The organism is Citricoccus sp. SGAir0253, assembly GCF_005877055.1.
GTDB lineage: Bacteria > Actinomycetota > Actinomycetes > Actinomycetales > Micrococcaceae > Citricoccus.
The window spans coordinates 1,458,883-1,478,863 of the sequence record NZ_CP039424.1 but is presented as its reverse complement, the minus strand read 5'-3'; the positions used below and the strand labels follow the sequence as shown (position 1 = coordinate 1,478,863).

Below are 19,981 nucleotides of genomic sequence, written 5' to 3'. Positions count from 1 at the left end.
GGCGACGCCGCCCACCGTTCCCCGTCCCCGGACGCCGGTCCCGACGGCGGCACCCCCTGCGGAGGATGTGGCCCCTCTCGCCGGGCCGTCCTGGGGCGCGGCGCCGTGCTGGGCGGCGCGGGCCTGGCTGCCGTCGCCCTGGCCGGCTGCACCGACCAGCTGCGGAACCAGCAGAGCGCGCCGTCCCGGCACGTGGGCGGCACCCCGACCCGCGTGCTGCCGGCGGCGGACCTGCCGGCCGGCACCTCGGCGTCCGTCGAGGTGGAGGGCCGCACGCTGCTGTTGCGCCGGGAGTCCGCCGGCACGGTGCACGCCTTCTCCGCGGTGTGCACCCACCAGGGCTGCACCGTGGCCCCGGCCACGGAGGCCGGCCGGGACGTGTTCGCCTGCCCCTGCCACGGCTCGCACTTCGCCGTGGACACCGGCGTGCCGTTCGGCGGCCCGGCCCGGCGGCCGCTGACCGCGTTCACGGCCGCCGTGGACGGCGACTGGGTGACCGTCACCCTGTAGGCGCGGGCCGCCCCGGGGCCGGGTCCCGGGGGCACCGGGTCCCCCGGCGTCAGGCGCCGGGGCGTCCGGTGCCGGGGCGCCGCGGCGGGTTGACGATGACCTCGCGGCTGTTGGGGTCCCAGTGCGGCTGCTCCGCCTTGCGCCGCGGGTAGTAGGCGAAGCGCCACCACAGCCAGACCGAGGGGCCGATCACCGGGAGCAGGAAGACGGCGAACGCCCAGGGGATCCGGCGGGCCGGCTCCAGGGGCGAGCGGGACAGGGAGACGAGCGCGGCCACCAGCACGCCCAGCACCACGAGGGCCACGGCCCACATCAGCGCGTCCACGGCGGGCTGGCCCGCCGGGGCGGAGGCCGCCAGGACGGCGGGCCCGGGGAGGGCGGCGGGGTCGAGCACGGCGGGGTCGAGCACGGCGGCGGTGGCGTCCGGCATCAGAACAGGGCGACCTTCGGCGCGGGCGGGAAGATCGCGTCCAGCTCGTCGCGCTCCTGCGCGGTGGGGACCCAGCGGACCGCGGCGGCGTTCTGCCGGACCTGCTCGGGCCGGGTGGCCCCCGCGATGACCGAGGAGACCGGCTCCTGGGCGGCGAGCCAGGAGAAGGCCAGCTCGACCTCGCCGAGCCCCCGCGCGCGGGCGAACTCGCCGAAGGCGCGCAGCTGCGCCAGGTCCGCGTCCCGGACCAGGTGCGTGCGCGTGTGGGACAGCCGGGAGCCCTCCGGCGCCGTGCCCGCCGAGTACTTGCCGGTGAGCATGCCGTTGGCGAGCGGGAAGTACGGCAGCACGCCCAGCCCGTAGGCCCGCGCGGCCGGCAGCACCTCGAGCTCGGCGCGGCGGTCCAGCAGGTTGTAGTGGTTCTGCGCGGAGACGAACCGCTCGGTGCCCAGCTCGCGGGCGACGAACTCGGCCTCGGCGACCTGCCAGCCCGCGCGGTTCGAGTGCCCGAGGTAGCGCACCTTGCCGGAGCGCACGAGGTCGTCCAGGGCGGAGAGCGTCTCCTCGATGGGGGTGCCCTCGTCCGGGGTGTGGAACTGGTAGAGGTCGATCCAGTCCGTGCCCAGCCGGCGCAGCGAGGCCTCGACCGAGCGGACGATGTACGACCGCGAGCCGCGGGCCCCGCGGTCCGGGCCGTTCGCCCCGCCGGCGTCCATCCCGAACTTGGTCGCCAGCACCACCTCGTCGCGGCGCGCGCCGAGGGCGGCCCCGAGCCGCTCCTCGCTCAGCCCCGGCGTGGCCCCGTAGGTGTCCGCCACGTCGAACAGGGTGATCCCGGCGTCCAGGGCGGCGTGCACGACGGCGTCCGTGCCGTCCTGCTCGAGGGTCGCGGTCCCCGGGCGGCCGAGGTTGTTGCAGCCCAGGCCGACGACCGAGACGACGAGGCCGGAGCGGCCGAGGCGGCGGTGTTCCATGGGGCGGGGGTCCTTCCGGCGGGCGGCGGCCGGGGCGGCCGGCTGCGGTCGAGGGGTGGTCCGGGCGGTTCAGGCGGAGGTGGTCACGCGGGAGGCCTGCACCCCGGCCTGCCGGGCCGCGGCCGGGACCTCCGCGGCGGCCTTGCGCCGGTGCGGGGTGGCGACGTCGAAGACGACCTGGCCGGACTCGACCCGCTCCCCCACCACCTCGCCGAGGCCGCGCCAGGCCAGCTGGTTGGTGATCTCCCCGCGCAGCCTCACCGCGAGGGTCCGCTCCACCGCGGAGGGCTCGGGGCCCTTGAGCCGGTAGGCGATCTCCAGCCGGTCCAGCTGCTCGGTCCGCAGCTCGGCGAAGCCGTCCGCGGCGCACTGCGCGGCGAAGCCGGCGAGCAGCTCCTCGCCCGCGGCGTCGTCCGCGACCGCCTCGGCCGACGTCGTGCCGGTGCTGCCCACGCGCCCGTGGTGGACGACCACCTCCCCACTGCCGGGGGCGAACCAGGCCTCGCGGTACTCGAGGCGCTGCTGCCCCTCGGCCTCGGAGCGGCGGTAGGTGCGGACGATGCTCACTGCTGGGCCTCCGTCGTCGGGATGGAACCGGTGCCGTCCCCGCCGCCGGGGCGGGCGTGGTCGGCCACGGTGCGGATCTGGCCGGTCAGGGGGCGGGCGAAGGGGACCTTGGTGCCGAGCACCTGGGCCACCGTGTCCTGCGCGACCTGGCGGGCGGTCAGCCCGGTGCGCTCGAGCACCTGCTCGCGCGTGCCGTGCGCCAGGAACTCGACCGGCAGCCCCACCTCGTTGAGCGCGGTGTCCACGCCGGCCGCGCGCATCTCCTGCCGGATGCGCGAGCCCACGCCGCCGGCGCGCACGCCGTCCTCGAGGCACACGACGATGCGGTGCTGCGCGGCGAGGCGGATCACCGAGGGGTGCACCGGCAGGACCCAGCGGGGGTCGATGACGGTGGCGGAGATGCCCTGGCCGTCGAGGCGGGCCGCCACGTCCAGCCCGAGCTCGGCGAGCGAGCCGACCGCCACGATGAGCACGTCGCGCGTGGCGCCGGGCTCGGTGGAGGCCGCGCCCAGGCGCAGCAGGACGTCCACCCCGTCCTCGAGGCGCTCCAGCGCGGCGATCTCGGGGCCCACCGAGCCCTTGGAGAAGCGGACGACGGTGGGCGCGTCCTCCACGGCGACGGCCTCGCGCAGCTCCTCGCGCAGGCGCTCGGCGTCCCGCGGGGCGGCGATCCGCAGCGACGGCACGGACTGCAGCAGGGCCAGGTCCCACATGCCGTGGTGGCTGGGCCCGTCCGGCCCGGTCACCCCGGCGCGGTCCAGCACGAAGGTGACGCCGGCGCGGTGCAGTCCGACGTCCATGAGGACCTGGTCGTAGGCCCGGTTCAGGAACGTCGCGTAGACCGCCACCACGGGGTGCAGACCGCCGAAGGCCATGCCGGCCGCGGAGGTGACCGCGTGCTGCTCGGCGATGCCGACGTCGTAGACGCGCCGGGGGTGCCGCTCGGCCATGGCGCCGAGGCCGACGGGGATCTTCATGGCCGCCGTGATGGCCACGATGTCCTCGCGCTCGTCGGCCAGGCGCACCATCTCGTCCCCGAACACCGAGGTCCAGGACGGGCCGGAGCTGGAGGCCACCGGCTCGCCGGTCTCCGGGTCGATCCGCCCGATCGCGTGGAACTGGTCGTCCTGGTGCGCCACGGCGGGCGCGTAGCCGTGCCCCTTCTCGGTCATGGCGTGCACGATGACGGGACCGGCGTAGTTCCGCGCGTCCGCGAGGGCCTCCTCCAGCTCGGCCTGGTCGTGCCCGTTGATCGGGCCGATGTACTTCATCCCCAGGTCCTCGAAGAGCCCCTGCGGGGCCCACCAGTCCTTCACGCCCTTCTTCGTGGCGTGCAGCGAGCGGTACACGAAGCGCCCGGCCGGGCCCGACTCCTGCAGCCGGTCCTTCCAGAAGCCGAGGGTGTCCTCGTAGCGGCGGTGGGTGCGCAGCTTGTCCAGGAACGCCCGGCGCAGCCCCGAGAGCTGGTTGGCCAGGCCCCCGACGGTGGGCGCGTACGACCGGCCGTTGTCGTTGACGACGATCACGACCCGGCGGTCCCGGTCCGCGGCGATGTTGTTGATGGCCTCCCAGGCCATGCCGCCCGTCAGCGCGCCGTCGCCGATCACCGCGACGACGTAGCGGTCGCCCTCCCCGCGCAGCGTCCACGCGCGGGAGATGCCGTCCGCCCAGGACAGCGAGGAGGAGGCGTGGGAGGACTCCACGACGTCGTGCACCGACTCGCCGCGGTCCCCGTAGCCGGACAGGCCGCCCTGCTGGCGCAGCGTGGAGAAGTCCTGGCGGCCCGTGACGAGCTTGTGCACGTAGGACTGGTGGCCGGTGTCGAAGACGACGGCGTCCCGCGGCGAGTCGAACGTGCGGTGGATGGCCAGGGTCAGCTCCACCACGCCCAGGTTGGGGCCGAGGTGGCCGCCGGTGCGCGAGACGTTGGCGATGAGGAAGGTCCGGATCTCCTCCGCCAGCCGGCGCACCTGGGCGGGCGTGAGCCGGCCGAGGTCCTGCGGGGAGCGGATGGTGTCGAGAAGGCCCACGGGCGGGCGGTCCTTTCGGGCGGAGGCGGACGGCGGAGGGGTCGGGGCGGGTCGGCCGGCGTGCGGCCGGCGTCCCCCCAGAATAGCGCGGCGGGCCGGGACCCCGTGGGGTCCCGGCCCGCCGGCCGGTGCCGACGCGGCCCGGGGGCCGGTCAGCGGGTGATCACTTCGCGGCGATCTGGCGCAGCACGTACTGCAGGATGCCGCCGTTGCGGAAGTAGTCCGCCTCGCCGGGGGTGTCGATGCGCACGACCGCGTCGAACTCGGTGACCGAGCCGTCCTCGGCGGTGGCGGTGACCTTGACGGTCTTCGGGGTCGTGCCCTCGTTGAGGGCGGTGATCCCGGAGATCGCGAAGGTCTCCGTGCCGGTCAGGCCCAGGCTGTCCGCGGACTGGCCCTCGGGGAACTGCAGCGGCAGCACGCCCATGCCGATGAGGTTCGAGCGGTGGATGCGCTCGAAGGACTCGGTGATGACGGCCTTGACGCCCAGCAGTGCGGTGCCCTTGGCGGCCCAGTCACGGGAGGAGCCGGAGCCGTACTCCTTGCCGGCCAGGACGACCAGCGGGGTGCCGGCGGCCTGGTAGTTCTGCGCGGCGTCGTAGACATAGGCCTGCGGGGCGCCGTCCTGGGTGAAGTCGCGGGTGAAGCCGCCCTCGACGCCGTCCAGGAGCTGGTTCTTGATGCGGATGTTCGCGAACGTGCCGCGGATCATCACCTCGTGGTTGCCGCGGCGGGAGCCGTAGGAGTTGAAGTCCTTGCGCTCCACGCCGTTCTCCAGCAGGTAGCGGCCCGCCGGGGTGTCCGACTTGAAGGAGCCGGCCGGGGAGATGTGGTCCGTGGTCACGGAGTCGCCGAGCTTGAGCAGCACGCGCGCGCCCTCGATGTCCTGGACCGGCGCCGGGGCGGCCTGCATGCCCTCGAAGTACGGGGGCTTGCGGACGTAGGTGGACTGGGGATCCCAGGCGAAGGTGTCGCCCTCCGGGGTCTCCAGCGCCTGCCAGCGCTCGTCGCCGTCGAAGATGGTGCCGTACTCCTTGGTGAACATCTCCGTGTCGATCGACGCGTCGATGATCTGCTGCACCTCGGCCGGGTCCGGCCAGATGTCCTTGAGGTAGACGTCCTTGCCCTCGGAGTCCTGGCCCAGCGGGTCGTTCTCGAAGTCGAAGTCCATCGTGCCGGCCAGGGCGTAGGCGACCACCAGCGGCGGGGAGGCCAGGTAGTTCATCTTCACGTCCGGGTTGATCCGGCCCTCGAAGTTGCGGTTGCCGGACAGCACCGAGGTCACGGACAGGTCGTTGTCCTGGATGGCCTGGGAGATCTCGGACTCCAGCGGGCCGGAGTTGCCGATGCACGTGGTGCAGCCGTAGCCGACGATGTGGAAGCCCAGGGCCTCCAGGGACGGGATCAGGCCCGACTTCTCGTAGTAGTCGGTGACGACCTTCGAGCCCGGGGCCACGGAGGTCTTGACCCACGGCTTGGAGGCCAGGCCCTTCTCCACGGCGTTGCGGGCCAGCACGGCGGCGGCCATCATCACGGAGGGGTTGGAGGTGTTGGTGCAGGAGGTGATCGAGGCGATCGACACCGCGCCGTGGTCCAGCTCGAACTGGCGGCCGTCCTGCATGGACACCGGCACCGTCTTGGACGGGCGGCCCTCGCCGGCCTCGTCCGCGGAGGCGTAGTTGTGGATGTCCTTGCGGAACTGCTCCTTGGCGTCCGTGAGCTCGATGCGGTCCTGCGGGCGCTTCGGGCCGGAGATGGACGGCACGACCGTGCCCAGGTCCAGCTCGAGGTACTCCGAGTACTGGACCTCGGAGGACGGGTCGTGCCACAGGCCCTGCTCCTTGGTGTAGGCCTCGACGAGGGCGATGTTCTCCTCGGAGCGGCCGGTCAGGCGCAGGTAGTCCAGGGTGACGTCGTCGATCGGGAACATGGCGGCGGTGGAGCCGAACTCCGGGGACATGTTGCCGATGGTGGCGCGGTTGGCCAGCGGCACCGAGCCGACGCCCTCGCCGTAGAACTCCACGAACTTGCCGACCACGCCGTGCTGGCGCAGCATCTCGGTGATGGTCAGCACCACGTCGGTGGCGGTGGCGCCCGAGGGGATGGAGCCGGTGAGCTTGAAGCCCACGACGCGCGGGATCAGCATGGAGACCGGCTGGCCGAGCATCGCGGCCTCGGCCTCGATGCCGCCGACGCCCCAGCCGAGCACGCCCAGGCCGTTGACCATGGTGGTGTGCGAGTCGGTGCCGACGCAGGAGTCCGGGTAGGCGCGCAGCACGCCGTCCACCTCGCGGGTCATGACGGTGCGGGCCAGGTGCTCGATGTTGACCTGGTGGACGATGCCCATGCCCGGGGGGACGACCTTGAAGTCGTCGAACGCGGTCTGGCCCCAGCGCAGGAACTGGTAGCGCTCCCCGTTGCGCTGGTACTCGATCTCCATGTTGCGCTCGATCGCCTGGTCATTGCCGAAGGAGTCGATCTGCACGGAGTGGTCGATGACGAGCTCGGCCGGGGCCAGCGGGTTCACGCGGGTCGGGTCGCCGCCGAGGTCCTTGATGGCCTCGCGCATGGTGGCGAGGTCCACGACGCACGGCACGCCGGTGAAGTCCTGCATGATCACGCGGGCGGGCGTGAACTGGATCTCGGTGTTGGGCTGGGCGCTCGGGTCCCAGGAGGCGAGGGCGCGGACGTGGTCGGCGGTGATGTTGGCGCCGTCCTCGGTGCGGAGCAGGTTCTCCAGCAGGACCTTCAGGGAGTAGGGCAGCTTCTCGGCACCCTCCACCTTGCTGAGCCGGAAAATCTCGTACTCGGCGCCCTGGACGTCCAGGACGCCCTTGGAGCCGAAGCTGTCAACAGTAGTCACGGAGGACTCCTCTTCCCGCCCTGCGGTCAGGGCGATTGGCCGGTCTTGAGTGCCATTGCCGCTCACCGGTGCGCTCCGGCACCGCGTGCGGGCGGTCCCGGACCGGTGGTCACGGCCAGGTGCCGGTCCCGCGACGACGACGACGTCTTCGCGGGGGGCTCGCCGACCATCCTATCCCCACGTCCGCGCGGATCGGCGTCGTGGCACGGGCCGAGACGCCGTTTCTTGACAGCCCGTCAAGGAATCCCGGCCGGCCCCGCTCAGCGCCGGACGAGGAGGGCGACCGACTCCATGTGGTGGGTGTCCGGGTACAGGTCGTAGACGTCCACGGACTCCGCGGTCCAGCCGGCCTGGGTCAGCAGGCCGAGGTCGCGGGCGAAGGAGGCCGGATCGCACGAGACGTAGACGATCCGGTCGGGGGCCAGCCGGTGGATCCGCTCCACGGCGGTCTTCCCCGCCCCCGCGCGCGGCGGGTCGAGGACCACGGTGTCCACGCGCCGGCCGTCTAGGCCGCACTCGGCCACGGGGGCGGTGCGCTGCTTGAGCCACCCGCCCAGGACCCGGTCCGTCAGCCCGTTGAGCACGGCCGCCTGCGCCACGCCGTGCAGGTTGCGCCGCGCGTCGCGGCTGGCCCCCGGGGAGGCCTCCACGGAGAGCACGAGGCCCTCGGGCCCGACGGCGTCCGCCAGGAACGCGGAGAACAGCCCGGCCCCGGCGTACAGGTCGGCGACGACCTGCCCCGGCCGCGGGTCGGCGGCGGCCATCACGGCCTCGACCAGCATGGACGGCGCCGCGCGGTGCACCTGCCAGAACCCGTCGCCGGTGATCCGGAACGACCGGGTGCCGTGCTCGCGCGTGGTGACGACCTCCTGGGTCCAGGTCCGGCCCCGCAGCCGCTGCAGCCCGGGCCGGTCCTCCGGCCGCTCGGGGGGCAGCAGCAGGGCCACGGAGGTGCCCTCGGGCAGCCGGGCGGTCTGCCGGTGCATGCGGCCGGCGAGCGGGCCGGGATCCACGCCCTCGGCCGGGGTGAACAGGACGAGGGCAGAGTCGCCGCCGGCCGGGGTGGCCACGTCCACGCGCTCGATCCCGGCCAGGTCCAGTTCCCACAGCTTCAGGGCGTCCAGTTCCGGCACGCCCAGGGGCATGTTCCGCACCGGGACGAGCACGGTGGAGCGGTGGGCGTGCATGGCCAGCCGGCCCGTGGGGGTCACCGCGAAGGCGTTGCGCGTGCGCCAGTGCAGCCCCGAGGGGTCGTCCCCCGGGGCGCCCGTGACGTGCACGTCCAGCTGCAGCCCGGCGATCCGCGCCACCGTGTCCCGGAAGACCTGGGCCTTGAGCCGGCGCTGGTGGGGCAGCACGATGTGGCCGTACTCGGCCCCGCCCACCGGCAGCCGTCCGGCGGTGTGGGCCCGCAGGGAGTCCGCCAGCTTCCACTGGTGCGTGCGGCGGAACTCCGAGGGCTGCAGCACCTCCACGACGTCGGCCCGCCAGAACCGCGCCCCGTCACCGGCCTCGGTCACCACGGCCCGGACCACCTCCCCGGGGATGGCGTGCCGGACGAAGACGACCCGGCCGTCGTGCCGGGCCACGCAGTGGCCCCCGTGGGCCATCGGGCCCGTCTCCAGGGTCAGCACCTCGGGGACGGAGGCGCCGGTGGGCTCGCGCAGCGGGTCCCGGGCCGCCTCGGCGGTCCGGTGGTCATGGATGCTGGTCATCCTCGGCGTCCTCCTGCTGGCTCGTGCTGCTGGCTCGTGGGCCGCGGGTCCGGGGGCCCGCGCCGTCGCGGCGGGCGGCCCGGCCCCCTGGACCCTGACTCTACTGGGCCTTCGCCCCGGCCTCGACCGCCGCCCCGGACGGCTCGCGTCCGGAGAGCTGCCACGGCACCGAGGCGATCATCACGCCGGGCTCGCGGTGCAGGCGGTCCTTGATGCGGGCGGCCGTCCGGTTGTGCAGCAGGGACTGCCAGCCGCGGGCCACCACGTACTCCGGGATGTAGACCACCACGAGGTCGCGCGGGGAGGTGCGGCGCAACGCCCGCAGGTGCCGGATCAGCGGCTCGGCCATCTCGCGGTACGGGGAGGCGAGCACCGTGACGGGCACCGGCAGCTCCAGCCGGTCCCACTCCGCCAGCAGGGACCGGGTGGCCTCCTTGTCCAGGTCCACCACGACCGCCTCGATGCTGGAGGGCCGGGAGGCCCGGGCGTAGGCCAGGGCGCGCAGGGTGGGGCGCTGCACCCCCATGACGAGCACGATCGCGTGCACGCGGGAGGGCAGGGCCCGGGCGTCCTCGGCCGGCGTCAGGTCGAGCTCGGCGGCCACGGCCTCGTAGTGGGCGCGGATGCGGGACATGACGAACACCATGGCCGCGATGGCCAGCAGCGCGACCCACGCGCCCTGGGAGAACCGGGTGATGAGCACCACGACCGCCACGAGGGCGGCCACGACGAAGCCGATGAGGTTCACGGCCCGGCGGGTCCGCACGGCCTGCCGCGCGCGCGTGCCGGGGGTCTGGACGAGCACCCGCGTCCAGTGCCGCACCATCCCCAGCTGGCTCACCGTGAAGGACAGGAACACGCCGATCACGTACAGCTGCACGAGCAGGGCGGTCTGGGCGCGGAACCCGGCCACCAGCACGAGGGCGGCGAGGGTGAGCAGGGCGATGCCGTTGGTGTAGCCGAGCCGGTCCCCGCGGGTGAGCAGCTGGCGCGGCAGGTAGCCGTCCCGGGCCAGGCGGGAGGTCAGCTCCGGGAAGGACTTGAAGGCGGAGTGCCCGGCGAGCACGAGCAGCACGGCGACGGCGAGCATGAGGGCGCCGGCCAGGGGCGCGCCGTGGCCGAAGACCGCGTTGGCCAGCTGGGCCAGCACCGGGTTCTGGACGTAGTCGGCGGGGACCGGCTCCCCCGCCGCGGTGCGCAGGCCCGTGGCCGGGTCCAGGACGAACACCACCCCGGTGCGCTCGGCCAGGTACATCACCCCGGCCGTGGAGGCGGCGGCCAGCAGGCCCATGGCGAGCATGACGAACCGCGCGGTGCGGATGCGCGGGGCGGCCATCGCGTCCACGTTCGAGGCGGGGACCTCCACCCCCGTGGCCAGCGCCGAGCCGGAGGAGAAGGCCCGCACGGCCAGGACCGCCACGGCCGCCCCGCCCAGGCCTTGCGCGAAGGCCTCGTCCGGCACCGGCTCCATGGCCGCCGAGCGGGCCGGCTCGAGGGCGCCGCCCAGGTCCTGCAGGAGGCCGGTGGCGACCATGCCGAACAGCAGCGCCAGGAAGGAGTACACGAGCACCGCCGGGACGGTGCGTCCGCGGCCGGTGCCGCGCACGTTCGCGAGGGCCAGGAGCACGACGCCGCCCACGGCCACCCACGGCTCGCGGCCGGCGAGGGCGGGGAAGACCGCGGCGAGGTAGTGGGCCATGGCCGCGACCGAGACGGCCACGGCGAACACGAGGTCCAGCATCATCGCCGCACCGGCCGTCACGCCGGCCCAGGGGCCCAGGTTGGCGCGGGTGATGGCGTAGTCCCCGCCGCGCGGGTAGGCGCGGATGGACACGCGGTAGGACAGCACGATCAGCAGCATGACGGCCACGACCACCAGGCCGATGCCCGGACCGAGGGCCAGGGCGGCGGTGCCGCCGAGGGCCAGCGTCAGCAGGATCTCGTCCGGGGCATAGGCCACCGAGGAGAGCGCGCTCGCGGAGAACACCGGCAGCGCCACGCCGCGGCGCAGCGGGCGGCTGCCGAGCCGCTCCGTGTCGTACGGCCGGCCGACCAGCACGCGGCGCACCGTGTCCAGGACCCTTGTCACGCGTCCACGGTACATCCGGATGGGGGCGGCGGCGGGCCCCGGCGGGACGGACACCCGGCGCCGGGGCCGTGGCACACTGGACACGCGCCGCCGACGGGGCGGCCCCGCCGGCAGCCGGCGGGGAGGGGCGGGAGGAAGGATCCGGATGGCCCACTACGTGATCATGGGCTGCGGCCGGGTGGGGGCGTCCCTCGCCCTGACGCTCGAGCGCCGCGGGCACTCGGTGGCCGTGGTGGACCAGGACGAGCACGCCTTCCGGCGCCTGGGCCGGCACTTCGGCGGGCAGCGGGTGACCGGCGTCGGCTTCGACCGCGACGCCCTGTCCCGCGCCCGGATCCAGGACGCCTACGCCTTCGCCGCCGTCTCCTCGGGGGACAACTCGAACATCATCGCCGCGCGCGTGGCCCGCGAGACCTTCGGGGTGGAGCACGTGGTGGCCCGCATCTACGACCCCGGCCGCGCGGAGATCTACCAGCGCCTCGGCATCCCCACCGTGGCGGCCGTGCGCTGGTCCACGGACCAGGTGCTGCGCCGGATCCTGCCCGACTCCGACCTCGCCGGGGAGTTCCGTGACGCCTCCGGGCGCATCCTCATGGCGGAGGTGCGGGTCTCCCCCGGGTGGATTGGCCGTCCGCTGTCCGCCCTCGAGGCCGCGGCCGGCGTGCGGGTCGCCTTCGTCACCCGCTTCGGCGAGGGCGTCGTGCCGGACGCCGGCACGCTGTACCAGCAGGGCGACGTGGTCCACGCCGTCATGGCCGTCGGCGAGCAGGACGAGGCGGAGCGGGTGCTGGCCCGGGGCCCGGAGGGCGCCGGGGGGCTGCCCGGCGAGGCCGGGGCCGGGCTGGCGGAACAGGACACGGCGGTCGAGGGGAACGGGGAGCGCTCATGAAGGTCGTCATCGCCGGGGCCGGCGCCGTCGGGTCCTCCATCGGCCGGGAGCTGCTGGCCAACGGCCACGAGGTGCTGCTGGTGGACACCAAGCCGGAGGTGGTCACCCGCTCCGGGCTGCGCGGCGTGAAGTGGCTCATCGGCGACGCGTGCGAGCTCGCCGTGCTGAAGGAGGCGCACCTGGAGTCGGTGGACGTGCTCGTGGCCGCCACCGGCGACGACAAGGCGAACCTCGTGGTGTCCCTGCTGGCCAAGTCCGAGTTCGGGGTGGGCCGGACCGTGGCGCGCGTCAACAACCCGAAGAACGACTGGCTCTTCGACGAGTCGTGGGGCGTGGACGTGGCGGTGTCCACGCCGCGGATCATGACGGCGCTCGTGGAGGAGGCGGTGGAGACGGGTGACCTCGTGCGCTTGCTGACCCTGCGCTCGGGCCGCACCACGCTGGTCGAGTTCACCGTGCCCGCCGGCCACTGGACGGAGGGGCGCCGGCTCGGCTCGGTGTCCTGGCCCGTGGACGTGGCGGTGGTGGCGGTCATCCGGGACACCCGGCCGATCACGCCGAGCGACGACGACGTGATGGAGGTCGGGGACGAGCTGTTCTTCCTGGCCTCGGAGGAGGCGGAGGCCAGGCTGCGGGACATCCTCGTGCCGGAGGAGGAACGCCAGGCCCGGGCGGCCCGCCGGACGCGGCGCGACGCGGTCCGGGACCAGGCGGAACAGTCCCCGGCGGCGCCTCAGTCGGAGGAGGCCGCCGGCTGATCCGGCTCGCGGTGGCGCGGGGACCCCGTCCCGCCGCCCTCCCCCGCCCGCGGCGGGCGGACCGGGTGGACGGGGTGCTCCAGGCGCTCCTCGTCCGCCGGCGAGCGGCCGGCCGGGGCGGACACGAGCCAGCCCAGCCACAGCGCGAGGGCGTAGAGCGGCAGCCCCATCACCAGCCGGGCGGTGCCGAGGGCCGTCAGCAGCTCGGCGAGGTACAGCGGGACCTGCACCACGAGGCGCAGGCCCAGCGCGGCGACGAGGAACCACGTGGCCAGGGCGTAGCGGCGGCGGCGCCGGGGGTCCCGCCTCCAGTCGAGGCCCTCGTTGCGGACCATGCCGAACAGCAGGCCGAGCAGGGGCCAGCGCACGAGCACCGAGAGGGACAGCGCCGCGATGTACGCGGCGTTGGTGAGGAACCCCCACAGGTAGTAGTCCCGGGCCTCACCGGTGTTCAGGGCCACCACCACGCACAGCGCGACGGCGGCCAGCCCGGCGAGGGCCTGCAGCGGGCTCTGGCGCTGGGCCAGGCGCACGACACTGAACACGCCGGCGGCCGCGACGGCGGCGATGCCCGCCCCCCACAGGTGGCCGGTGGCGATGAAGGCGACGAGGAACACGGCCGAGGGCAGCACCGACTCGAGCAGCCCGCGCCAGCCGCCCACCGTGGCCAGGACGTCCAGCGAGCCGTCCTCGGTGGTCGCGGCCGCGGAGCCGACGCGGCGCAGGGCGGCGTCGAGCGGGTCCGGTGCGGGGGCGCCGGGATCAGTCATGGTGAGCACCTGCCAGGAGTCGGTACCGGGGGTTGAAGACGGTGGGGACGCCGTCGTGGTCGGCCCGGAACCCCTCGACGTGCAGCCACCGGCCGGCCTCGATGCCGGGCACGGCGCGCTGGCCGATCCAGACCAGGCGCAGCCGCTCGCCGCCCGCGGCGAGCTCGCCGGGCCCCGCGGGCTCCGTCACGAGGTCGGCGGTGAAGCGGGCGGGGCCGTCGGGCGCGGCGAAGCGCACGGCGGCGACCATGCCCTCGCGGCGCACGGGGGCGCCGTGGGGCGTGCCGGACGGGGACGGGGCGGGGATCAGCGCACCTCCGTGATCTCCGGGCCGCGCTCGGGCGGCTGCTGGCCGGGGCGCTCGGGGCCGGCCGTCCCCTCCGCGCCCTCGGCGCCCTCCGTCCGCGCGCCGCGGCGCACGGGGCGGAGGTTCTCCGGCGGGGTCAGCGGCAGCAGGTCCCGCGGCGGGTGGGGGTCCTGGCCGCGGGCGACCACGATGCGGGAGAACACCTCGTCCAGCGGACCGGCGGCATCCTCACGGAAGGCGGCCTCGCCCCCCACCACGCCGCGCAGGAACCAGCGGGGCCCGTCCACGCCGAGGAACCGGGCCACCCGCCAGCCGGGGCTGCCGTCCGGCATGGCGGCCGGGATGCGGGCCACCACCTCGGTGCCGAACGGCCCCTCCCGCTCGCCCACCTGGGCGCCCTCGGTGGCCGCCACGGACGCGCGGATCTCGGCACGGATCTCGTCCCAGATGCCGCCCGAGCGCGGGGCCGCGAACGCCTGGGCCTGCAGGGAGGACTGGCCGAGGGTGAGGGTCGCGCCGATGATGCGCTTCGTGGAGTCCTCGACGTCCAGGCGCACCTTGAGGTCCTGCACCAGGGGCACGCGCAGCGAGCCGAGGTCGAGGTAGCCGTCCAGGCCGGGCCGCTCGGCGACGTCGTAGGGGCCGCCGGCCCGGGTCGCGGTCGCCTCGCCGGCGTCGCCCCCCTCGGCGACGGCGGCCGGCTCGGCCCCCGCGGCGGCGTCCGGGCCCGGGGCGGGAGCCGGGGCCTCGAGGTCGCGGGGGTCCCGGAGCTCCTCCGGGAGGATCACCGTCTCGGTCTTGACGTTGCGGTTCCGGCCGAAGATCATCGCCCAGCCTGCCTCTCCGCGTCTCGCATCGGTCGTCGGTCGGCGTGGCCCGGGGCCCCGGGCGCGCGCCGCGTCCAGCTTAGGCCAGCGGCGTGGCCGCGCCGAACGCTCACGCCGCCGGTCCGGCGAAGCCGCCGGTGGAGCCGAAGCCGGCCGCCCCGCGATCGGAGGGGGGCAGCTCGTCCACCACGACGAACCGGGCCTGCGCCACGCGCTGGACGAGCAGCTGGGCGATGCGGTCCCCGCGCCGCAGGACGATCGGCTCGCGCAGGTCCGTGTTCAGCAGCGCCACCTTCACCTCGCCGCGGTAGCCGGCGTCGATGGTCCCCGGGGCGTTGACCACGCTGAGGCCGTGGCGCACGGCCAGGCCGGACCGGGGGTGGACGAGGCCGACGAAGCCCTCGGGCAGCGCCAGGGCCACGCCCGTGGGCACGAGCGCCCGCTCTCCGGGGCCCAGTTCCACGTCCACCGTGGTGCGCAGGTCGGCCCCCGCGTCCCCGGGCAGGGCGTAGGCGGGCGGCTCGATGCCGTCGTCCAGCAGGGTCAGGGAGACGACGGGACGCTCGACGGCGGGCTCGGGGAGGGTATCGGCTGGCTGGGGCACGCCGATACTGTACCGGACCGGCCGATTCCGCCCGGGGGCCGGGGCCGTGGGATTCTAGGAGGCATGCATGCATCCCCCTCCGACCCCACCGGCCAGCACGCCAGCTCCTCCCCCACGGCCGAGGACGCCGTGCGCTACGAGGAGCGCCTGCGCCCGGGCTGGTGGATCTGGGTCGTGGCCCTGATGATCGCCGGGCTGTCCGTCCTCGTGTTCGTGCCGATCGGGCTGGAGGTGGGCCTCGGCGCCGCCGTCGTCGTCTTCCTCGTGATCGCCGTGCTGCTGCGGGTCTCCACCCCGGCCATCGTGGTCACGGACCGCACGCTGCGGGTGGGCCGGGCGGGCATCGACCGCCGGTACGTGGGCGCGGTCACCGGCTACCGGGGCGAGGACGCCACGTACCAGCGCGGCCCGGCCCTGCACGGCCTCGCCTACATGTGCCTGCGCGGCTGGATCGACCCCGTGGTGCGCATCCAGATCACCGACGAGCGGGACCGGACCCCCTACTGGCTCACCAGCACGCGCCACCCCGAGCAGCTGGTGGCGGCGCTCGGCGGGACCATGGCCCGGGACGCCGAGGGCGCGCGGGACGACGCCCGCTGAGGGCCCCGGCCCCACCGGCCCGGTGGCGCCGGGGACGCGAGAGGCCGGCCAGGATCACTCCTGGCCGGCCTCTCGCGTGCGGGGCCCTCGCCGGGCCCCGTGGTGGCCTCGGTCAGCCCTCGCAGTCGGTGCAGTAGAGCATGCCGTTCTTCTCCTTGGCGACCTGGGACCGGTGGCGGACCAGGAAGCAGGAGGCGCAGGTGAACTCGTCGGCCTGGGCGGGCAGCACCCGGACCATGAGCTCCTCACCGGAGAGGTCGGCGCCGGGCAGCTCGAAGCCCTCGGCGGCCTCGGCCTCGTCCTCGTCCACCACGGCGGACTGGGTGTCCGTGCGGCGGTTCTTCAGTTCCTCGATCGAGCTCTCGCTGAGCTCGTCGTCGTTCTTGCGTGGCGCGTCGTAGTCGGTGGCCATAAGGGGTGTGTTCACGCTCCGCTGGTGTGGCCGGCGGGGACCGGCCGTGGGTGGGATGTCCGAAAACCATGCCTGCGTCCGCTGGGAACCGGCAGGGACGACCGGGGAACCGGCCACGTGGAACCGGGGCTCCTGGGCCCTTCCGGGGCCCCGTCCGGTCCGCACGTCGTGGAGATTGTTCCCCACCCCCGGCCGAAATCAAAATCGCTGTGAGCGGACAGGACGGGGCGCTCCCGCCCGATCCGCGCCACACCGGGGCGGACGTGGTGCACGGGCACCCGAATCGTGGCAAAGTCAGGGGAGGACCAGCGCCCGCCGGAGGACCGGCCGGGCCGTCGTGCGTCCGACCGACCGTAGCCGACCGTGGAGGACGAACATGCAGGAACTCCGTCTCGTGGGTGTCCAGGAGGACGGCGGGCACCTGCTGCTGAGCAACGAGGACGGCGAGGAGTTCTCGCTCCCCGTGACGGAGGCCCTGCGCTCGGCGGCCACCCGGCCCATCGGCCGGCCCTCGGCCCGCGCGGCCGACGCCGCCGAGGGCGTGGTCACCCCGCGGGACATCCAGGCGCGCATCCGCGCCGGCGCCACGGCCGAGCAGGTCTCCGCGGAGTCCGGGGTGGACCTGGAGCGCGTCCGCAAGTACGAGGGGCCCGTCCTGGCGGAGCGCGACTGGATCGCCCAGCAGGCCCGCCAGGTCGAGGTCGCCGCCCCCGCGCCGGGACACGACCTCTACCGCGGCACCTTCGGCGAGGAGCCCGCCGCCCTCGGGGACATGGTCCGGCACCGCCTCGCGGTGCTGGGCGTGGATCCCGCCACCTCCCGGTGGGACGCCTGGCGGCAGGAGGACGGCTCGTGGACCGTGAGCCTGGACTTCTCCGCCGAGGGCGCCGACACCGGCATCGGGGACCGGCCGCCGGCCCTGTGGACCTTCCGGCCGGGCAGCCGCCACGTGGACAACCAGAACCGGTGGGCCCAGGTGCTCTCCGAGCTGGACCCCCTGGACGGCCCGTTCGGCTCGCGCCGGCTCGCCGCCGTGGGGGACCGGCCGTTCAACGTCGAGGAGGACGCCCCCGCCGAGCCCGAGGCCCCCACCCCGCGCGGCCCCCGGCCGGCCGTGGACCAGGAGTCCCAGGACGAGCTGCTGGACGTCCTGCGCGCCCGGCGCGGCCAGCGCCTCGGCGTGGACGAGGAGGGCGACGACGAGTTGGCCCTGATGCTCACGCGCGACGAGCAGCCGCGCCCCGCCGCGGCGCGGCCGCACCTGACGGTCGCCTCCGGCCCGGCGGCCGGCCCCGGCGAGCCGGACCCGTCCGACGTCGACGGCTGGATCGAGGACTGGGACGAGGACGACGAGCCCGGCGCGGACGGCGGGCCGGGCTCGGCGGACCCGTCCGGGGAGGCCGACGACGACGGCGCGACCGCCACGGGCGGGGAGCCGGCCACGGGCCCGGACGCGGACGCGGACGCGGGGGCGGACGGAGCCCCGGAGGCCACCGCGGCGGCGGAGCGGGAGCCCGAGGAGCGGCGGGCCGACGAGCGCCAGCCGGGCGCAGCCGCGGCGACCGGCGGTCCGGCCGCCCCGGCCCAGGGCGCGAAGCCGTCGCGCTCCGCCAAGCAGGGCCGGGCGCGCCGGCCCTCCGTCCCGAGCTGGGACGAGATCGTCTTCGGCCGCAAGAACGACTGAGCCGTCCCGGCGGCCGGCCCGCCCCGCCGTCGGGACCGCCCGGGGCCGGGCGCCCTACCGCAGGGGCCGGTGCAGCACGAGCAGCGGCACCTCGCGCTCGGCCCGGGTGGGCGAGCCGTGGTGCCCCACCATCTCGAACGCGGACCCGGGCACGCGCCGGCCGTCGTAGAGCGCCAGCGGCCCGTGGGCGGCGACGAGCAGGTCACCGATGCGCGGGCGCACCCGCTCGTCCGTGGCCCCGAACCAGCCCGCCTCCAGGGCCTGCTCGCGCGTGAGGACCCACGCGTGGTCGCCGAAGGCCGCCCGCCATGCGGACAGCGTCCCGTGGCGCGCGGCGTCGCCGGCATCCGCGGCGAAGTACAGCTGGACGAGCCGCGGCTCCCCCGCGGTGTGCTCCACGCCGTCCACCAGGGCCGGCATCGTGGCGTAGTCGATCCGCCGCGACTCCGGCACGTCGACCATCCCGTGGTCGCCCGTGAGCACCACCACGGTGTCCGGCGGCACGGCCTGGGCCAGCCGGCGGGCGGCGCCGTCGATCTCCTCGAGGGCGTGCAGCCACTTCTCCGACCCGGTGCCCTGCTGGTGCCCGGCCTTGTCCAGCTCGTTGAGGTAGAGGTACACGAGCACGGGCCCCGTGGCCCGGTGCAGTTCCTCGCGGGCCCGCTGGAAGCGGGCGTGCAGCGTGGTGGCCCCCTCGAACCGGGAGCCGCGCAGCGAGGCCCGGGTCAGGGCCGAGTCCGCGAAGGCCGGCAGCGAGACCGTCACGGCGTCCACGCCGGTGCCCTCCAGCCGCTCGAAGACCGTCGGGTGCGGCTGCCAGCGCCCGGGGTCCGTGGCCGGGTCCCAGCCGCCGAGCTGGTTGACGACCACGCCGCGCTCGGGGTCGAGCACGTCGTAGCCCACGAGGCCGTGCCGTCCCGGCTCGAGCCCCGTGCCGAGGCTGGAGAGCGAGGCGGCGGTGGTCGTGGGGAACGCCGACTGCAGGGTCACGGCGTCCCGGTCCAGCACGGAGCGCAGGTACGGCGCGTGGCCGGCGTGGCGCTTCAGGACCGCCTTGCCGAGGCCGTCCACCATGACGACGAGCACCCGGCGGGTGCGCGGCAGCTGCAGCGCGTTCGCGAAGCCGGGGGCGCCGAGGGCCGCGGCGGCGGAGGTCAGGACGGTGGCCAGCGAGCGGCCGGCATAGGGCGGACCGGCGGGGACGGGAGGCGCGGACGTCACCGCGCGGCCGGCTCCGCCTCGAGCGTGGCGCGGCGCAGGGCGCGCGAGAAGGCCAGGGCCGAGTCCACGGCACGCTGCCCCTCCGCCTCGGCGGCGACCCGCAGCACGAGGTCCTCGCGCGCGGACGTTCCCGAGTACCCGTGGTCCACCTCGCACTCGGGGTCCCCGCACGTGGCGGGCGCCAGGTCGATGCGCTGGCCGCCGGCCCACGTCACGGACAGCGTGACCTCGGCGACGGGATCGCCGCGCCGGTAGTCCTGCGGCTGGGGGTGCACGGTGGTCGCCACCACCGAGTCGATGCGGCGCAGCGGCACCACCTCGGTGGACACCTGGGCCATCACCTGCTCGCCGGCCTCGTCCAGGGCGTGGTCGTCCAGGTGCAGGGCGGCCAGGACGTCGCCGGCGAGGGCCAGCACCGTGATGTGCCGGTGGATCTCGTCGTAGTCGAAGTGCGTGTCCACGTGGACGAGGTGGCTCGTGACCGGCCGGCCGTCGAGCACGGAGTCCAGCGCGTCCGCCACGAGCGCGGGGTAGAACCCGGCGCGTTCGAGGTCCGCCCCGAGGCTCGGGGCGCCGGTGTCCCCGTCCGGCGCGCGGTGGGCCGCGGCGGGCGGCGGGGTCGGCGGGGTGGTGCCGTCCGCCGGTCCCGGGGAGTGGTGCCCGGAGGGATGCTGCCCGGAGCCGGGATTCCTGCGCAGTGGGGTCATGCCGTCCATGCTATCGGCCCGCGC

The 19,981-nt window shown here is 75.3% G+C and carries 19 protein-coding genes; 5 read left to right on the top strand and 14 right to left on the bottom strand.

The features are described from left to right. Window positions 1-105: 105 nt before the first annotated feature. Entirely contained in the window at window positions 106-510 is a 405-nt protein-coding gene (locus E7744_RS06590) for a ubiquinol-cytochrome c reductase iron-sulfur subunit (RefSeq protein ID WP_137773430.1), read from the top strand. Window positions 511-559: 49 nt separating this feature from the next. Here the strand turns inward: E7744_RS06590 and E7744_RS06585 are convergent, their stop codons facing one another. The 7 genes from E7744_RS06585 to E7744_RS06555 form a co-directional block, all read right to left on the bottom strand. Then, window positions 560-940: a PLD nuclease N-terminal domain-containing protein gene (locus tag E7744_RS06585; protein ID WP_137773429.1), complete on the bottom strand. Its 381-nt coding sequence runs from the start codon at window positions 938-940 to the stop codon at window positions 560-562. After that, the gene (locus tag E7744_RS06580; RefSeq protein WP_137773428.1) at window positions 940-1,914 is read right to left on the bottom strand and encodes an aldo/keto reductase; all 975 of its coding nucleotides are present in this window, start codon (window positions 1,912-1,914) and stop codon (window positions 940-942) included. The genes E7744_RS06585 and E7744_RS06580 overlap by 1 nt, the downstream gene beginning before the upstream one ends. Window positions 1,915-1,983: 69 nt before the next feature. Further along, window positions 1,984-2,481 carry a hypothetical protein gene (locus E7744_RS06575; RefSeq protein WP_137773427.1) on the bottom strand — a complete coding sequence of 166 codons (498 nt, stop codon included), beginning with the start codon at window positions 2,479-2,481 and terminating at the stop codon, window positions 1,984-1,986. Beyond that, the gene (gene dxs, locus E7744_RS06570) at window positions 2,478-4,511 is read right to left on the bottom strand and encodes a 1-deoxy-D-xylulose-5-phosphate synthase (RefSeq protein ID WP_137773426.1); all 2,034 of its coding nucleotides are present in this window, start codon (window positions 4,509-4,511) and stop codon (window positions 2,478-2,480) included. Before dxs ends, E7744_RS06575 begins: the two co-directional genes overlap by 4 nt. Window positions 4,512-4,674: 163 nt before the next feature. Beyond that, window positions 4,675-7,374 carry an aconitate hydratase AcnA gene (gene acnA, locus E7744_RS06565; RefSeq protein WP_137773425.1) on the bottom strand — a complete coding sequence of 900 codons (2,700 nt, stop codon included), beginning with the start codon at window positions 7,372-7,374 and terminating at the stop codon, window positions 4,675-4,677. A 260-nt stretch (window positions 7,375-7,634) separates the two neighbouring features. Next, window positions 7,635-9,089, bottom strand: coding sequence for a class I SAM-dependent RNA methyltransferase (locus tag E7744_RS06560; RefSeq protein ID WP_137773424.1), 1,455 nt, complete (start codon window positions 9,087-9,089; stop codon window positions 7,635-7,637). A gap of 100 nt (window positions 9,090-9,189) precedes the next feature. Continuing rightward, entirely contained in the window at window positions 9,190-11,178 is a 1,989-nt protein-coding gene (locus tag E7744_RS06555) for an APC family permease (protein ID WP_137773423.1), read from the bottom strand. A 145-nt stretch (window positions 11,179-11,323) separates the two neighbouring features. Between E7744_RS06555 and E7744_RS06550 the strand changes: the two genes are divergently transcribed. Together E7744_RS06550 and E7744_RS06545 are read left to right on the top strand one after the other, a co-directional pair. Beyond that, window positions 11,324-12,067, top strand: a complete 744-nt coding sequence (locus E7744_RS06550) for a TrkA family potassium uptake protein (RefSeq protein WP_137773422.1) — start codon at window positions 11,324-11,326, stop codon at window positions 12,065-12,067. Then, window positions 12,064-12,825: a TrkA family potassium uptake protein gene (locus E7744_RS06545; RefSeq protein ID WP_137773421.1), complete on the top strand. Its 762-nt coding sequence runs from the start codon at window positions 12,064-12,066 to the stop codon at window positions 12,823-12,825. Before E7744_RS06550 ends, E7744_RS06545 begins: the two co-directional genes overlap by 4 nt. Here E7744_RS06545 and E7744_RS06540 read toward each other — a convergent pair. From E7744_RS06540 to dut, 4 genes are all read right to left on the bottom strand, one after another. Next, a complete protein-coding gene (locus tag E7744_RS06540) occupies window positions 12,801-13,595 on the bottom strand; it encodes a DUF3159 domain-containing protein (RefSeq protein ID WP_137773420.1) in 795 nt (264 codons plus the stop codon). The two genes, E7744_RS06545 and E7744_RS06540, sit on opposite strands and share 25 nt — an antisense overlap. Beyond that, a complete protein-coding gene (locus tag E7744_RS06535; RefSeq protein WP_137773419.1) occupies window positions 13,588-13,860 on the bottom strand; it encodes a hypothetical protein in 273 nt (90 codons plus the stop codon). Before E7744_RS06535 ends, E7744_RS06540 begins: the two co-directional genes overlap by 8 nt. 41 nt (window positions 13,861-13,901) lie before the next feature. Next, window positions 13,902-14,729, bottom strand: coding sequence for a DUF3710 domain-containing protein (locus E7744_RS06530; RefSeq protein WP_137773418.1), 828 nt, complete (start codon window positions 14,727-14,729; stop codon window positions 13,902-13,904). A gap of 109 nt (window positions 14,730-14,838) precedes the next feature. Then, the gene (gene dut / locus E7744_RS06525) at window positions 14,839-15,333 is read right to left on the bottom strand and encodes a dUTP diphosphatase (protein ID WP_210417170.1); all 495 of its coding nucleotides are present in this window, start codon (window positions 15,331-15,333) and stop codon (window positions 14,839-14,841) included. 63 nt (window positions 15,334-15,396) lie between these two features. Here dut and E7744_RS06520 point away from each other — a divergent pair, with 63 nt between their 5' ends. Continuing rightward, a complete protein-coding gene (locus E7744_RS06520; protein ID WP_137773417.1) occupies window positions 15,397-15,933 on the top strand; it encodes a DUF3093 domain-containing protein in 537 nt (178 codons plus the stop codon). Window positions 15,934-16,045: 112 nt separating this feature from the next. Here E7744_RS06520 and E7744_RS06515 read toward each other — a convergent pair whose 3' ends face one another. Continuing rightward, window positions 16,046-16,345 carry a DUF4193 domain-containing protein gene (locus E7744_RS06515; RefSeq protein WP_137774899.1) on the bottom strand — a complete coding sequence of 100 codons (300 nt, stop codon included), beginning with the start codon at window positions 16,343-16,345 and terminating at the stop codon, window positions 16,046-16,048. 376 nt (window positions 16,346-16,721) lie between these two features. Here E7744_RS06515 and sepH point away from each other — a divergent pair, with 376 nt between their 5' ends. Then, entirely contained in the window at window positions 16,722-18,029 is a 1,308-nt protein-coding gene (gene sepH, locus E7744_RS06510; protein ID WP_137773416.1) for a septation protein SepH, read from the top strand. Window positions 18,030-18,083: 54 nt separating this feature from the next. Here sepH and E7744_RS06505 read toward each other — a convergent pair whose 3' ends face one another. Both E7744_RS06505 and E7744_RS06500 read right to left on the bottom strand, forming a co-directional pair. Then, a complete protein-coding gene (locus E7744_RS06505) occupies window positions 18,084-19,250 on the bottom strand; it encodes an alkaline phosphatase family protein (RefSeq protein WP_137773415.1) in 1,167 nt (388 codons plus the stop codon). Next, window positions 19,247-19,957: a DUF5998 family protein gene (locus E7744_RS06500; protein ID WP_137773414.1), complete on the bottom strand. Its 711-nt coding sequence runs from the start codon at window positions 19,955-19,957 to the stop codon at window positions 19,247-19,249. Before E7744_RS06500 ends, E7744_RS06505 begins: the two co-directional genes overlap by 4 nt. Between the last annotated feature and the right edge of the window lie 24 nt (window positions 19,958-19,981).